The sequence below is a fragment of the Streptosporangium sandarakinum genome (assembly GCF_013409935.1).
Taxonomy (GTDB): Bacteria; Actinomycetota; Actinomycetes; order Streptosporangiales; family Streptosporangiaceae; genus Streptosporangium; species Streptosporangium nondiastaticum.
Map to the genome: position 1 here is coordinate 2,478,994 of NZ_JACCCO010000001.1, position 15,973 is coordinate 2,494,966.

A 15,973-nucleotide genomic window follows, 5' to 3' on the forward strand; every position below is an offset into this window, starting at 1 on the left:
GCGGACCCGTCGGGCCCCCGGGGCGGCGCCTGTCGGGCGCGGGTAAAAACTCCGGTGCGCAATGCGCAAATCCGACGAACCCCCTCTCGGTCCAGGGAACATCTCGAAATGTGATCAATCCGCCGGACTGCAGCGTGGTCGTCATCACCTGTGACGACGCCGCCCGCCTGCCCCGGGCCGTGGGATCCGTGCTCGGCCAGTCGCTGCGGAACATCGAAGTGATCATCGTGGACGACGCGAGCACCGACGGCACCGAGCGGGTGGCGCGTGAGCTCCAGCGGGCGGACGCCCGGGTCCGCTACCTGCGCCGCGACGTCAACAGCGGCGGCTGCGGCGCACCGCGCAACCAGGGGGTGGCGGCGGCCCGCGCCCACCACGTGATGTTCCTCGACAGCGACGACCGGCTGACCCGGCACGCCTGCAAGAGCATGCTGCTGGAGGCCGAGCGGACCGGCGCCGACTTCGTCACCGGGCAGATCTCCCGGCTGTACGAGGCGAGCGGCCGGACGCGCCCCTACTACCCGCACCTGTTCGCCCGGCGCAGGACCGTCGAGGGGATCGCCCGCGAGCCCGAGATGTTCCTCGACTCCTTCAGCACCAACAAGCTCTACCGGGCCGAGCTGCTGCGGCGGCTGCCGTTCCGGGAGGACCTGCACTACGAGGACCACGTCTTCAGCGCCGAGCTGTACTGCGCGGCGCGCCGGTTCGCCGTGGTGCCGTGGGTCGTCTACCTGTGGCACCGGGTCCCCACCGGCGACCCGGGGAAGCCGTCGATCTCGCTGCGCGTCACCGACATGGACAACGTCCGGCACCGGGTCCGGGCGGCCCGGCTCAGCGACGACGTGCTGCGCGGGAACGGCCTGGGCGACCTGGTGCCCGACCGGCGGCGCCGGTTCCTCCGGCAGGACCTGCGGGTCTACCTCGACCCGCTGCCCCGCCGCGATCCGGCGTGGGCGGCGGAGTTCGCCGCGGTCGTCGGCCCCTACCTGGCGGAGTTCGGGCCGCGGGAGTTCGCGGGGATCGACCCGGTCGTGCGGGTCTGCTGCCGTCTCATCGTCACCGGGCGGGCCGACGAGCTGGTGGTCGCCGCCCGGTCGCTCAGCGATCCGGAGGTCCCGCCGCGCTTCGCCGTACGGCGGGACGGGCGGACCTACTGGGCCTTCGGGCCGCCGGGGGCGGACGGGACATCCGGCGGGGGCCGCGAACGGGCTTCTTCAGGGGAGCCGGTGCCGGTCGGGGAACCGGGCGCCGCCGCACCGGCCGGGGAACGGGAGCCGGGCGCGGCGATCCCTCCGGAGGAGATGGACATCACCGCGCTGCGGATGGCCGAGCTGCCGTTCGGCGGCTCCCGGCTCCGCCACGAGGCGGCCGTGACCTCGGTCAGCCCCGTGAGCCCCGTGAGCGCGGGGACGGGCACGGGCGCGGGTTCAGGGACGGGCGCGCGTGCGGGGACGAGCATGCGTGCGGGAAAGGGCACGGGTACGGGTGGTCGCACGGGGACGGAGGTCACCCTGACGATCCGCACCTACGACCCGTTCGGGGTGCTGGCCGCCAACCCCGGCTGGCGCGCGTACCTCGACGTCGCGGGCCGCCGGACACGCCTGTCCCCGCGGCGGCGGGACGACGGCGTCCACGTCAGCGAGGTGACCGTCGACCTGGCCGCGCTCGGGCGCGACCGCCCCGGCACGGGACTTCGCGGACTCCGCGTGCTCGACGTGTTCCGCGAGTTCGGCCATGACCCGCGGGTCGTGGTGGTCCGCCCCGACGGCCGCTCCACCGCCGGCCCGCTGCTCGCCGACCCGGGGACCCGGCCGGTCACCGTCACCCTCCTCTGGTACACGGTCGTCCTCGGAATGGAGGGCCGGGCCGGGTTCCTGCGGGTGCGCCGCCGCAGGCGGAGCGCGCTGCGGCCCGCGGCCCGGGTGGCGCGGGCCGGCCGCGCGGCCGTACGGCGGGCGATCCGGCGGGCCGGGGACCCGCGGGTCAAGCTCGGCGTCTACCGGTGCCTGGTCAGGGTGGTCCCGCCCCGCCGGGACCTGGTGCTGTTCGAGTCGGACGTCGGCGCCGGCTGCACCGGCAATCCCCGCTACGTCTACGAGGAGCTGCTGCGGCGGCGGGCCCCGTTCACCATGGTGTGGTCGGTGGCGCGGAACCGGCGGAACTTCCCGGCCGGCGCGCGCCTGGTGCGGCGGCTGAGCTGGCGCCACCTGTGGACCATGGCCAGGGCGGGGTACTGGGTGGACAGCCACGGCATGCCGCTGGACTTCCCCAAGCCGGCTCGCACCCGCTACCTGCAGACCTGGCACGGCCAGGGCATCAAGACCGTCGGTTTCGACGCCCCGGACCTGCGGGCCGACTTCCCCGGACCGCGGGCGCGGTGGCGGGCGGCGGTGGCCCGGTGGGACGCGCTGGTCTCGCCGAGCGCGGAGTTCGAGCGGATCTTCCTGCCGTCCAACGGCTACCGCGGCCCGGTGCTGCGGTACGGCTCACCCCGGTGCGACGTGCTCGTGCGCGGCGACGACGAGGCCGTACGGCGGGCGCGGGACGAGCTGGAGATCCCGCCGGGACGGAAGGTGCTGCTGTACGCGCCTACCTACCGGGACCACGACCTGTTCTCCGGCCGGTCGGTCCGGGCCGACCTGGATCTGATGGCCCGGGAGCTGGCCGGCGAGTGGGTGGTGGTGCTGCGCCCGCACCCCGTCGAGCGGTACACCGTGCCGCGTCACCTGCGCCACTTCGTCCGCCCGGCCGGGTCGTATCGGGAGGTCAACGACCTCATCCTGGCCTCGGACGCGCTGCTGACCGACTACTCGTCGCTGATGTGCGACTACGCCGTCACCGGGCGGCCGATGCTGTTCCTGATCGACGACTGGGACGAGTACCGGCGCCTGGAGCGGGGCGTCCGCCACGACCTGCCCGCGATCGCCCCCGGACCCTGCCTGACCACGACGCGGGAGGTGGTGGACGCCCTGCGGGACCTGCCGTCGGTGTCGGCGTCGTTCGCCGCCCGGTACGCGGAGTTCCACGCGCTGTGGTGCGCGGAGGAGAAGGGGCACGCGTCGGCGAAGGTCGTCGACGCCTTCTTCGGCGTCCCGCCGGAGCCCCGCCCCGGGCGGAACGGTCCCGGCGGGAACGGGCGTGCCCGCCGGTCCGGGCGGCTCACGGTTCGGAGCGACCTGTTCCGGGCGGCCGGGGCGTGGCTTCGGGAGGCGGGCCGGTGACGTCGGTGGTGTTCGCGTGCCTGGACGCCGACACGCTCGGCGGGATCCAGCGGGTCACCCACACGGTGGCGCAGGGCCTGGCCGGCCGGGGCTACGACGTGCACGTGGTGGGACTGCACCGCGCCGAGGCGCCCGTCCGCTACGTGGACCGGCCCGGCTACCGCCACCACGTGATCCACGCGACGCCGGCGGGCGCGGGCCGGATCTCCCGGGTGGCCGCCCGGCGGGAGCGCCGGCGGCTGCGGGAGGTGTTCTGGCAGGCGGGGCCCGGTTTCGCGGTGCTCACCTCGCCGGGCGTGGTGCCCCGGGTCACCGGCGTGCTGCCGGACCGGCTGCTGCCGATCGGCCAGTACCACGGCTCCTACGAGCACGCGCGGGGCTCCTGGCACCTGCGGGCGGTCGGCGACCGCTACGGCGAGCTGGAGGCGGCGGTGTTCCTCAGCGAGGACGACGCGCGGCGGTTCGCCGAGCAGGCGCCGCTGCCCAACACGTGGGCGATCCCCAACCCGCTGCCCGGCCGGCCGTACCGGGCCTCCGGGCTGGACGGCCGCCGGGTGCTGGGGGTGGGCAGGCTGGAGGGGGTCAAGCGGTTCGACCGGCTGATCTCCGCCTTCGCCGAGGCCGTCCGGGCCGTGGACGGCGGATGTCCCTGCGGGCCGTCGTACGGCGAGGCGACGGCGCGCGACCCGGCGGACGGCGGGCGTCCCTCCGGGCCGTCGTACGGCGAGGCGGCGCACGACCCGGCGGACGGCGGCGCCGCCGACGGGCGGTGGGAGCTGCACCTGGTCGGGGACGGCGCGGAGCGGGAACGGCTGCGCGGGCACGCGGCGGCGTGCGGGGTGGCGGACCGGGTGGTCCTGCGCGGCGTGGTGCCCGCGTCCGGCATGGAGCGCGAGTACCTCGCCGCGTCGCTGCTGGCCCTCTCCAGCGAGCACGAGGGGCTGCCGCTGGTCGTGGGCGAGGCCGCGTCCTGCGGCGTGCCGGCGGTGGCGTTCGACGTGTCGGGCGGGGTGCGGTCGCTGGTCGTCCACGGGAGGACCGGGCTGCTGGTCCCCCCGGCCGACGTGCCGGCCCTCGCGGCGGCGCTCGCCCGGCTGATGGTCTCCGGGGACGAGCGGCGGCGGCTGGGCGCCGCCGCCCGCGCCCACGTCGAGGCGTTCCGCCCCGAGCGGGTCCTGGACCGCTGGGAGGCCCTGTTCGCGCAGGTCACCCGTTGACCGAGACGGGTTCGGTGCGCGGCTGGGGCACCCCGGCCAGCACGATCTGGGCCGAGGTGAGCCGCGCACCCAGCGGGTTGGGCTCGCGGAGCCGGATCAGCCGGTCGAAGGCCACCCGTTTGACCCGGGCCAGCTTCCGCTTGGCGGCGGTGCGCTCGTAGGCGACCATCCGCGCGGCGTCGGTCCTGGGCGCCCCGCTGAGCTCGTAGCCGTAGGCCTGGAGCCGCTCGCCGAGGACGCTCTCGCACAGGGACACCTCCCACGGGTCGAGGCGGTCGCGCCAGGAGCCCGTCCTGGCGGTGGTCACCTCGTCGTGGGTGCGCGAGTGCCAGGTCTTGCGCTCCGGGACGGCGATGTCGGCCACCCGCTGCGGCTCGCACATGGCCGGGTCGTAGTCCTCGCCGAGGAACTCGCACAGTCTGCGCAGCTGGGCCTCCGGCGCCGAGGTGAGGTCCTCGTAGCGCAGCTCGTGGTAGCTGCCCGCGGGCAGCTTCGGGGCGCCGTGCCGGGCGAAGTCGATCGCCTCGGCCCACGCCGCCACCGCGCTGTAGACGGTGCCGTTGTACCAGGGCATCTCCTTCAGCGACGCCACGCAGTCGCGGCCGTCCCTGATCAGGTGGACGAACTGCGCGTCCGGGAAGAGCCGCAGCAGCACCTCGACGTGCTGGAAGTACGACGGCCGCTTGTCGCCCCAGCGCGGCCTGCCGTGCCGGGCCGCGTAGGCGCGCAGCACGGTGCCCAGCGCCGAACCCAGCGTCGGCGGGCCCTCGACGATCTCCTCGACGACCTTCTCGCCGTCCAGCCCCAGCTCGTGGAAGCGGGACTGGCGGCGGTTGACCACCCACTCGGCCAGCTCGCGCCTGCGCGCCGGGTCCTCCAGGTCACCGAAGTGCAGCCGCCGCTGATAGGCGGTGACCATGAACCGGGTCTCCGGGGGGATCGCGATGCGGTGGTGGGCGTGCGTCATGAGCTGGAGCAGCGTCGTGCCCGAGCGGGGGCAGCCCACGATGAAGATCGGCCGGTCGGATTCCATCGGTCAGACCTTCGCCAGTTCGCCGAGCTGCCGGGTGGTGAGCTGCGCCGCCACCGGGCTCGGCTCGCGGAGCCGGTTGACGCGGTCGCGGAGCTCCTTGCGGCGGCGTGCCCAGCGCCGCTTGGACGCCGCCTTCTCGCACGCCTCGACGTGCGCCTTCTCGGCTTTGGGGGCGCCGGACGGCTCGTAGCCGAACGCCTGGAGCCGCTCGCCCAGCACGGTCTCGCAGACCGAGATCTCCCACGGCTCCAGCCGGGTCCGCCAGGAACCGGACCGGGCGGTGGTCACCTCGCCGTGGGTGTTGCTGTGCCAGACCTTGTGCTGCGGGATCGCCACCCGGGCCACGTGGGACGGCTCGCACATCGCCGGGTCGTAGTCCTCGCCGAGGAACTCGCACAGCCCGGCCAGCTCGGTCGCGGGGTCGGCCGTCAGGTTCTCGTAGCGCAGCTCGTAGTAGGAGTCGGCCGGGAGGTTCTTCGCGTGGCGGCGGCCGTAGTCGATGGCCTCGGCCCAGTTGACCACCGCGTGGAAGATGTCCTTGGTGTACCAGGGCATCTCCTTCAGCGACGCCACGCAGTCGCGGCCGTCCCTGATCAGGTGGACGAACTGGGCGTCGGGGAAGAGCCGCAGCAGCAGGTCCACGTGGTGGTAGTAGCTGGGCCGCTTGTCGCCCCAGCGGGACTTTCCGTACTGCTCGGCGTAGGAGCGGAAGGCGATGCCCATCGCCGAGCCCAGCGTCGGCGGGCCGGCGACGATGTCCTCGATCAGCTTGTCGCCGTCGAGCTTGAGCTCCTTGAACTTGGTGTCCTTGTCGTTGACGATCCACTTGGCCAGCCGGCGCCGGTTCCCCGGCTCGCGCAGGTCGCCGAAGACGAACCTGCGGTAGTAGCCGGGCACCACGAACCTCGTCTCGGGCGGCACCGCGATGCGCGGATGCGAGTGCAACATGAGTTGCAGCATGGTGGTGCCCGAGCGCGGGCACCCGATGACGAACACAGGTCGGTCTGACTGCATGACGACGAACCCCCGTAGAAGATGATCAGACAGCTACGCGCTGCATGCTCTCCGGGCGCGGTGCGGAGGGCACCGCCCGGGCGAAAAGCCACATTCGGTGGATCAGGAAGACCTCGTTCAGCAGGAGCAGTCCCCCTGCCACGGCGACCACCGGCAGCAGCGCCACCACCCCGATGAGCGGGGCGACCACGAACACCGCCGCGTGGAACTCGATGCCGCTGATGAGGTGGCTGCGCACCCGGTGCCGGGCGAGGAACCGGTCGGCCCTGCGGCGCAGCGTGGGTCTCCTGGCGGACCTGGGCGGCCGGGGCTCCACCGGGTGGGACCCGGCCTGGCGCTCGGCCTGGCGTTCGGCCTGGCGTTCGGCCCGGTTCTCCCTGACCACCTCGCGCACCCGCTTCATCTGCGGTGCGTTCACGTAGCGGAACAGGTCGAGTACGGCGACGCCGGCGCCGAGCAGGATGTAGGCCAGGTCCCCCGTCGCCGTGTACTGCCCGAACGCCAGCCCCCCGGCGCAGCAGACGACCCGGATGCGGTCGCCGACGTAGTCGAGCCAGAGGCCGAAGGCGGTCCCCGTCCCCTTGAGGCGGGCGATCTTGCCGTCCATGCAGTCGACCATGAAGCTCACGTAGAACAGCGCGGCCCCCGCCACGAGCTGTCCGAGCGCGAAGCACGCCGCCGATCCCATCCCGAGGGCCAGTGACAGACGAGTGAGCCCGTTGGGGGTGACGGAGGTGCGGTTGGCGACGAACAGGGTGAGCCTGCACGCCACCGGATCGACCAGGAACACCGTCCACCAGGAGTCTCTTCGTTTGCGGGTCGCGTGAACGTCGTTCAACGAATAGGCCCTCATGCGTCCAAGCATGGCGACACATGGTCGCTTCACATCTACGCTCTGTAACTACCGGACGATGTCCATGCCAGTTCTTGACCGTCCCGCGCCGTTGAGATCCGCGGCTTTGGGAAAGGGAGGGACCGGACCGGCCGGCCGGACACACGGCCCGCGTCCCTCCCCCGCCGCCGCGGGAGAGGCGCCCCGCGCGGTCAGCCGAACACGCGGTCCACGACCCGCGCCGCCGCGCCGCCGTCGTCGAGCGGGCAGAACCTCGCCCGGAACTCCTCGTACAGCGCCGCGTACTTCGCCTCCGCCTCGGCGGCGCCCCTGATCGCCGCCGTCACCTCCTCGGTCGTGCGGGCCAGCGGGCCGGGCGCGTCGGCCTCGAAGCCGAAGGTGAAACCGCGCAGCTCGTCGCGGTAGTGCTCCAGGTCGTGGACGTGGAACACCATCGGCCGGCCGGTCACCGCGAAGTCGAACATCGCCGCCGAGTAGTCGGTGACCAGCGTGTCGGCGACCAGATACAGCTCGGTGGCGTCCGGGTAGCCGGAGACGTCCCGGACGAAGTCCCCGCCGGTCCGGGGCACCCGGTCCACCACGTTCGGGTGGCGGCGGATCAGGAGCACGTGGTCACCGCCCAGCTCCTCGTACATCCGCTGGAGGTCGAGCCGCAGGTCCAGCCGGTAGCGACCCCTGGCGTACAGCTTGTCGTCGCGCCAGGTCGGCAGGTGCAGGACGACCCGGCGGCCCTCGGGCAGGCCGAGCCGCGCCCTGATCCGGGCGGCGTCGCCGTGCCGCAGGACGTCGTTGCGGGGCAGGCCGGTCTCCAGGATCTCCCCGTCGAAGCGGAAGGCGCGCCGCAGGACCGGGGTGCACCACGGGCTCGGCGAGATCAGGTGGCTCCACTGGGCGACCTTCCAGGCCAGCCGTTCGTGGTGGTCGGGCCGGGCGAGCGGCATCCGCTCGACGTCGAAGCCGACGCGCTTGAGCGGCGTGCCGCGGCCGGTCTGCAGCACGACCTGGTCGGGGCGGCGCTCGAACCAGCCGGGCAGGTCGACGTTGGTGACGACGTAGCGGCAGCGGGCCAGCGCCTCGTAGTGCTCGCGCCCGTACCGCCGGACCGGCGTGACCCCCTCGGGCAGCTCCACCTGGCCGTCGCGGACGCTCCACAGGAACTCCAGGTCCGCGCCGCGCCGCCGCAGCTCCTCGTAGATCGCCCGGGGGCTGTCGGAGAACTGCCGCCCGCCGTGGCTGTCGAACAGGACGGCGTCCCGCCGCGGCTCGGCGCGCCGGGCGGGGTAGAACTCCTCGCGCAGCAGCCGCTGCTGCTTGGGCCGCCCCTCGGCGCCCAGGTCGCCGCCGACCGTGAGCACCGCCTCCGCCATCAGGTCGGTGTCGAAGGTGAAGGTGCGGTTGCCGGTGGCGTGCTCCAGCGGCTCGGCCTGGTGGAACTCCACCCGCATGTCGCCCGCGGCGGTGCGGACCGTGAAGCCGTGCGCGCCCGACGGCAGCGGCAGGCGGCCCCCGAGGGTCTCGGACGCCTCGGGGGTCACGGTGACGCGCTCGCCGTCGATCGGGAACAGCCGCTCGCTGAACCGGCCGCGCGAGGTGACGACCAGCCACGCCGGGCCGTCGATCGGGCGCATCGGCGCGCCGGCGAGCTCCAGGTGGCCCCGCTCGCTCCACCAGACCCGCTCGACGTGGAAGGTCGGCCGCTGCTCGCGCAGCACCAGCCCGCCCGACGCCGACCGGCTCACCACCACGTCGCGGCCGTGCCTGCGGTGCAGGCCGCGCTCCACACCGTCGTCGACGACCAGCGGCCGGGCGGGCCCCACCTGGGGGACGACGTCGAAACGCCACTCGGCCCCGGGGTTCAGGGCGCTCATCTCCAGGCTCGACGGGTCCAGGTCCGGCCACCGCTCGGACAGCACCCCGTCGAGGTCGATCATCGCGTCGAACGTCCCGCCGTCCGAGATGATCATCGGGTAGCGGCGGTCACGCCCGCCCTGGGGGCGGGTGAGCCGCAGGTGCGGGCCGGCGCCCAGGTCGTCCTCGCACCGGCCGCTGATCCACAGCCTGCCGTCGACCACCCGGTGCCCGGTGACCCGGGCGGCCGGCCGGTCGACCCGCAGCCTGAGCTCGTCGGCGGCCGTCCACTCCGTCCACACCGCCGTCCCCCGGTCGTGCTCGGCGAGCACCGGCCGCCGCGCGGCCGGGCCGGGCTGGCCCAGCGTGGCGCGCCGTACCAGGCCGCGGTGCAGGACACGCAGCTCGACCCGCCACGACGAGCCCGCGGGCAGCTCCGCCGTGTCGATCGCCAGACGGAACCCGCACCAGTCCTTACGGCGCCGCGGGCCGGTGTCCACCAGCGACGGGCCGCGCCGCCTGCGCACCCGGAGCCGGACGCGGCGGCCGGTGTCCTCCTCGACCAGCCAGGCGGCGATGTGCTGCTGGATCCGCTTGCGGGGACGCAGATGACGCGGCGAGATCCGGCCGTCGACGACCAGCCGGTCGTCCTGCCGGCGCAGCTCGTCCACCCGCTGACGCAGGTCCAGCTCCTTGCGCATCCGGGTGACGGACCCGGGCAGCGGCACCGGGCAGTTGAGGTGGTAGCCGCGCACGCCGCCGCCGGTGACGCGGGTGTTCGCCTTGGCGGTCCGCTCCCACTCCAGCACCCGCAGCAGGTCGTCCACCCGGTCCTGCCGTACCAGCTCCCACTTGACGCGGCGCGGCGCGGGGACGGAGGCGAGGACCTTCGGGCCGGCCTCCTCCAGGTAGGCGCGGGCCAGGTCGCTGAAGCGCCGCCGGAAGTCGTCGTCGGCCTGGTCGAGCACCTGCAGGAAGTTGGGCAGGTCGCTGTCGAGGACCATCCGGTCCCAGGCGGGCAGGTGGCGGGCGCGGCCGGTCCGGACGAGGAAGTCCCGCACCGAGCGGACCGCGGCGAAGCGGTCCTCGACGCCCTTGACGTGCGCCCGGTTCTGGGTGATCGAGGTGCTCTCCCCCTCGCGTTCCCGCCACAGGTAGACGGGGACGCTCAGCACGTCCACGGCCTCGGCGAGGAAGTGCGCGGGCAGCGCGACCGCGATGTCCTCCCACAGCACCCCCTCGGGGAAGCGCAGGTCGTTGCGGTCCCAGAAGGCGCGGCGCCACAGCTTGTTGGTGACCAGCCGGTCCTTGAGCAGGATGTCGTCGCGGGTGACGTGGGTCCGCCTGGCCGAGCGGGTGAAGATGGCCCGGTGCATCGGCGACTGGCGCACCCCGTGGCCGCTGAAGCGCAGCACGTTGCCGGTCGCCAGGTCCGAGCCGCTCTCCAGCAGGGCGCACGCCATCGTCTCGATCGCGGTCGGCGGGAGCAGGTCGTCGCTGTCGAGGAAGGCGAGGAACTCGCCGGAGGCGTGCCGGACACCGGTGTTGCGCGCCGCGCCCAGGCCGCCGTTCTCCTGCCGGACGAGCCGGAACCGCCCGTCGCGGGCGGCGAAGGCGGCGGCGATCTCCGCGCTGGAGTCGGGCGAGCCGTCGTCCACCATGACGACCTCGATGTCGCTCCAGGTCTGCGCGGCCACCGACGCCAGGCACGCCTCAAGGTACGGTTCCACGTCGTAGATGGGCACGATGACGCTCACTAGGGCCACGATCGGTCCTCCGGTAGTCGGAAATCGCCCGGCCCAGCATGGCCGCGTCCGCGGTCCGGCGGGCACCGGAATGCGGCCGCGATGGAACGAGCTGACCGAGTCTTGACCGTCCCTCGCGTCTCCGTGCGGCCGCGCGCGGGGTCCGGCGGGGCCGCCGGGCGGGCGGGTGGCCGCGGGCGTCTCCCAAAGGGAAGGCACCGCTTCCCCACCGACGGGTCAAGGCTGGGAATGCACACTCCCTAGCAAGTCGCGATGACCCTCCGCAATCGCCCCCCGGTCCGACACGATCGATTCGCCGGGCCGCCGGTCGCCGGAAACGGCCGGGATCGACCGGGAACGGGGAACCGGAAACGGCCGGGAACGGGGAAATCGTCCGCGGGGGGAAGCGCATGGAGTCGACAGTCATCGTGGGGGCGGGGCCCGCCGGGCTCACCGCCGCCTACGAGCTGACCCGGCGGGGCCTGCCGTGTGAGGTCTTCGAGGCCGACCACGTGGTCGGCGGGATCAGCCGGACCGTGGAGCGCGACGGCTGGCGCTTCGACATCGGCGGCCACCGCTTCTTCACGAAGGTGGCGCGGGTGGAGGAGTTCTGGAACGAGATCCTCGGCGAGGAGGACTTCCTGCTCCGGCCGAGGATGAGCCGCATCCACTACGGCGGCCGTTTCTTCGACTACCCGCTCCGGGCGTCCAACGCGCTGCGCAACCTCGGCCCGCTGGAGTCGGCGCGCTGCGTGGCGTCCTACGCCGGGGCCCGGCTGCGCCCGCCCGCCGACCAGTCGACGTTCGAGGGCTGGGTCACCGCCAGGTTCGGCCGCCGGCTGTACGAGATCTTCTTCCGCACCTACACCGAGAAGGTGTGGGGCGTCCCGGCGGCGAGCATCCAGGCCGACTGGGCGGCGCAGCGGATCAGGAACCTCTCGCTGGGCCGGGCCGTGCTCGCCGCGCTGCGGCCGGGCCGGGGCGGCACCGAGGTCACCAGCCTGATCGAGGAGTTCCGCTACCCCCGGCTGGGGCCAGGCATGATGTGGGAGGCCTGCGCCGAGCGGGTCCGCGAGCGGGGCTGCCCGGTGCGTCTCGGCGTCCGGGTCGGGCGGGTGCGCCGCGGCTCCGGCGGCCTGGTGGTCACCGTCCTGGACGGCGGCGTCAGCCGGGAGGTCCGCTGCGACGCGCTGATCTCCTCCATGCCGCTCGGCGACCTCGTCCGGGCGTTCGGCCCGGACGTGCCGGACGTCGTGGCCGAGGCCGCGGCGGGCCTGCGGCACCGCGACTTCCTGACGGTCGCGCTGGTGGTGCCCGAGCGGTTCTCCTTCCCGGACAACTGGATCTACATCCACTCCCCCGAGGTACGGCTGGGCCGCGTGCAGAACTACGGCTCCTGGTCGCCCTACCTGGTGCGGGAGGGCCTGACGTGCCTGGGCCTGGAGTACTTCGTCAACGAGGGCGACGACCTGTGGGACGCCCCCGACGACGACCTCGTGGCCTTCGGCACCGGGGAGCTGGAACGCCTGGGCCTGGTCACGCCCGGCGCGGTCCGGCAGGGCTACGTGGTGCGGATGCCGAAGGCGTACCCGGTCTACGACGCCGGCTACGCGGGCCACGTCGAGACGATCAGGAAGTATCTCGACGTGGAGTGGCCGGAGGTCCACCCGGTGGGCCGCAACGGCATGCACCGCTACAACAACCAGGACCACTCGATGCTCACCGCGATGCTGGCCGTGGAGAACGTCGCCGACGGTGCCCGGCACGACGTGTGGGAGGTCAACGTCGACGCCGACTACCACGAGGAGCGCTCCGGCCCCGGCTCCTCCGGCGGCGGCGCCGCCCCTGCGGGCACCGGCCGTGCCGCCCCCGTCCTGGTGGAGACGGCCGCCCCGCATCCGTGATCCGCCCCGCGTCCCCGGCTCCTCCCGTGGCTTCCGCCGCGTCCCGGGCCCTTCGGCCCGTCCCGGGCTTTCCGCCCCGTCTCCGGCCCGGCCCTTCCGCCGGGCGGGCGGCGGGCCCCGCGCGGCGGGACGCCCGCCGGACCCCTGCAAACCCCCTTACATCCGACCGGAGTTCGCATCCATGACACAGCGTTCCACGGTTCCGGACGTCAGCGTGGTCGTCATCACCTACGACGACGCGCCCCGGCTGCCGCGAGCCGTACGATCCGTCCTCAGCCAGACCCTCAAGAACCTCGAAGTGATCATCGTGGACGACTGCTCCGGCGATGACACCCCGGCGGTGGTCGCGGCGCTCGCCCGGGAGGACCCGAGGGTCCGTTGCATCCGGCTGCCGGCCAACAGCGGCGGCTGCGGCGCCCCCCGCAACGCGGGCATGGACGCCGCGGCGGCGCCGTACGTGATGTTCCTCGACAGCGACGACGAGCTGCCCCGCCACGCCTGCAAGAGCCTGCTGCTGGAGGCCGAGGCGACCGGCGCCGACTTCGTCATGGGCACCGTGGAGCGCGTCGACGAGGGGACCGGGAACACCACCCTCTGGTACCCCCGGCTCTTCGCCGAGCGCCGGGTCGTGCACGGCGTCCGCGCCGAGCCCGAGCTGCTGTTCAACTGCCTGGCCACCAACAAGCTGTACCGGCGGGCCTTCCTGGAGGCGACCGGCATCCGCTTCCCCACCGGCATCCACCACGAGGACATCGTCTGGTCCACGGAGCTGTTCTGCCACAGCAAGCTGTTCGCCGTCGTCCCCTGGCCGGTCTACCGGTGGCTGCTCGCCGCCGCCCCGGCGACGACGTCGATCTCCTCCCGGCGGCACGAGCTGGAGAACGTGCGGCAGCGGATCGCGGCGGCCGAGCTCACCGACCGGGTGCTGGCCGCCACCGGCTCCCTCGACCTGAAGGAGGACAAGGACTTCCGCTTCCTCTCCCACGACCTGCGTCTCTACCTCGGTGACCTGCCCCGGCGCGACCCGGGGTGGATCGCCGCGTTCGCCGACATCGTCGTCCCGTACGTGGACACGCTGGAGCCGGCGGCCGTCCGGCGGTCGAGCCGGGCCGAGCGGGTGTGCGTGCAACTGCTGCGCGAGGGCCGCCACGAGGAGGCCGCCGTCGCCGCCGTCGAGCTGGGCGGCAGGTGGGTCCCGCCCCGGGCCGTCACCGGGCACGGCGCCCGCGTCTTCTGGGGGGAGACGGTCCCCGCGACCGAGCGGGGCCGCGAGGAGCTGGACGTCACCGAGTCGCACCTGGGCGAGCAGCCGCTGGCCTCCGCGCTGCTCCGGCACGAGCTCGCCGACCTGGAGGCGTCCGGCGACCGGATACGGCTCCGCCTGCGGACCTACGACCCCGGCCGGGTGCTCGACGGCCGCGCGCCGACCGCCCGGCTGCGGATCGGCGGCCGGAAACGGACGATCGCCGCGCTACCGGCCGAACCCGTGCCGGCCGTGCCGCGCGGCGGGCCCGCGTCCGGACCGGCCGCACCGTACGGCGGGCCCGCGTCCGAACCGGCCGCGCCGCACGGTGAGCCCGCGCCCGCCGGATCCGCGCCGGACGGATCCGCGCCGGACGGGACACGGGAGTGGGAGGTGACGCTCGACCTGTCCGCGCTGGACTGGCCGGAGGACGCGGTGAAACCCCAGTCGGTCGAGCTGTCGCTCGCCGAGGGCGGGCGTTCCTGCTCCCGGCCCGTGCTGGCCTTCCCCGACCTGTCGTTCACCTCCACCGGCACCCTGTCCGCCGGCCGTCTGGTGCTGGAGGCGTCGGCCGACGTCCCGTTCCGCCTGACCGCGCGCCGGATCGGCCCGGCCCCCCGGCGGGGGCGGCTCGCGCGGGCGGCCGAGCTGTGGCGGGACCTCCCGCTGCGCCTGGCCACCCCGCGCAACCTGGGCCGCTTCTACCGGCTGGCCGCCGCGCTGACGCCGGTGGACCGGCGGCTGGCGGTGTTCGAGTCGGCCGAGGGCGGCGCCTACACCGGCAATCCCCGCTACGTCTACGAGGAGCTGCGGCGGCGCGACGCCCCGATCAGGGTCGTCTGGTCGCACACCGGCGACACCGCGCACTTCCCCCGCGACGCCGTACTGGTCAGGCGCAACACCTTCCGCCACGCGTGGTTCCTGGCCCGCGCCCGCTACTGGGTGGACAGCCACAACCTCCCGTACTGCTACCGCAAGCGCCGGGCCACCCGGTACCTGCAGACCTGGCACGGCCAGGTGTTCAAGAAGATGGGCCTGAACGATCCCCGGCTGCGCGCCCAGCCGGCCATGGCCAGGAGGTACGCCGAGGCGGTGGCGCGCTGGGACGTCCTGCTCACCCCCGGCCCGGACTTCCGCCGCGACTTCGGCGACGCCAGCGGGTTCACCGGTGAGGCGCTGCACGCCGGGTATCCCCGCACCGACGTGCTCGTCCGGCACGACGAGCCCGAGCAGCGCGAGCGGGCGCGGCGGACGCGGGAGTTCTTCGAGGTCCCCGAGGGCAGGCGGGTGATCCTCTACGCGCCCACCTACCGCGACGAACGGCGCTTCAGCGGGGAGTCGATCCGGCTGGACCCGCAGGTCCTGGCCGCCGAGCTGGGCCGCGACTGGGTGATCCTGGTGCGCGCCCACCCCTTCGACCGCTTCACCGTGCCGGACCCGCTCGGCCACCTCGTCCGGGACGCCTCGTCCTACCCCGAGGTCAACGACCTGATGCTGGCCTCCGACGTCCTGGTGACCGACTACTCCTCGATCATGTTCGACTACGCCTGCCTGGGGCGGCCCATCCTCTACTACGCCGACGACTACGAGCACTACGCCACGGACCGGCGGGGCGTCTGCTTCGACCTGGAGCGGCTCGCCCCGGGACCGCTGCTGCGCAACCCCGGCGAGCTCGTCGCCGCGCTGAACCGGCTCGACACGGTCACCGAGCGGTACGGCGAGCGCTACGCGGACTTCCGCGCCCGCTGGTGCGCCCTGGACGACGGGCGGGCCGCCCGCGCGGTCGTGGACGCGTTCTTCCCCGAAGCCCCCCGATCCCCCGAAGTCCCCCGACTCCCGGAGGCCGCCCGATGAACCGTGCCTCCTCCGCAGACCGCTCGATGGACCGCACGCCT

At 74.0% G+C, this 15,973-nt stretch carries 8 protein-coding genes; 4 read left to right on the forward strand and 4 right to left on the reverse strand.

Translation table 11 applies throughout. From position 1 onward, the window contains the following. Positions 1–110: 110 nt before the first annotated feature. Together HDA43_RS34925 and HDA43_RS34930 are read left to right on the forward strand one after the other, a co-directional pair. Positions 111–3,221 carry a CDP-glycerol glycerophosphotransferase family protein gene (locus HDA43_RS34925; protein WP_312873180.1) on the forward strand — a complete coding sequence of 1,037 codons (3,111 nt, stop codon included), beginning with the start codon at positions 111–113 and terminating at the stop codon, positions 3,219–3,221. Then, positions 3,218–4,438 (forward strand): glycosyltransferase, encoded by a 1,221-nt coding sequence (locus HDA43_RS34930; protein WP_312873181.1) that lies wholly within the window; start codon positions 3,218–3,220, stop codon positions 4,436–4,438. Before HDA43_RS34925 ends, HDA43_RS34930 begins: the two co-directional genes overlap by 4 nt. Here the strand turns inward: HDA43_RS34930 and HDA43_RS10915 are convergent. From HDA43_RS10915 to HDA43_RS36365, 4 genes are all read right to left on the reverse strand, one after another. After that, positions 4,428–5,471 carry a sulfotransferase family protein gene (locus tag HDA43_RS10915; RefSeq protein WP_179819597.1) on the reverse strand — a complete coding sequence of 348 codons (1,044 nt, stop codon included), beginning with the start codon at positions 5,469–5,471 and terminating at the stop codon, positions 4,428–4,430. The two genes, HDA43_RS34930 and HDA43_RS10915, sit on opposite strands and share 11 nt — an antisense overlap. A 3-nt stretch (positions 5,472–5,474) precedes the next feature. Further along, a complete protein-coding gene (locus HDA43_RS10920; protein WP_179819598.1) occupies positions 5,475–6,485 on the reverse strand; it encodes a sulfotransferase family protein in 1,011 nt (336 codons plus the stop codon). A gap of 25 nt (positions 6,486–6,510) precedes the next feature. After that, positions 6,511–7,323 (reverse strand): CDP-alcohol phosphatidyltransferase family protein, encoded by an 813-nt coding sequence (locus HDA43_RS10925; protein ID WP_246423953.1) that lies wholly within the window; start codon positions 7,321–7,323, stop codon positions 6,511–6,513. Between the two features lie 206 nt (positions 7,324–7,529). Then, positions 7,530–10,952: a bifunctional glycosyltransferase/CDP-glycerol:glycerophosphate glycerophosphotransferase gene (locus HDA43_RS36365; protein ID WP_179819600.1), complete on the reverse strand. Its 3,423-nt coding sequence runs from the start codon at positions 10,950–10,952 to the stop codon at positions 7,530–7,532. A gap of 389 nt (positions 10,953–11,341) precedes the next feature. On the opposite strand from HDA43_RS36365, the gene HDA43_RS10935 reads away from it, so the two are divergent. Together HDA43_RS10935 and HDA43_RS10940 are read left to right on the forward strand one after the other, a co-directional pair. Further along, positions 11,342–12,835, forward strand: a complete 1,494-nt coding sequence (locus HDA43_RS10935) for an NAD(P)/FAD-dependent oxidoreductase (protein ID WP_179819601.1) — start codon at positions 11,342–11,344, stop codon at positions 12,833–12,835. A 181-nt stretch (positions 12,836–13,016) separates the two neighbouring features. Then, a complete protein-coding gene (locus tag HDA43_RS10940) occupies positions 13,017–15,932 on the forward strand; it encodes a CDP-glycerol glycerophosphotransferase family protein (protein ID WP_179819602.1) in 2,916 nt (971 codons plus the stop codon). Positions 15,933–15,973: the final 41 nt, after the last annotated feature.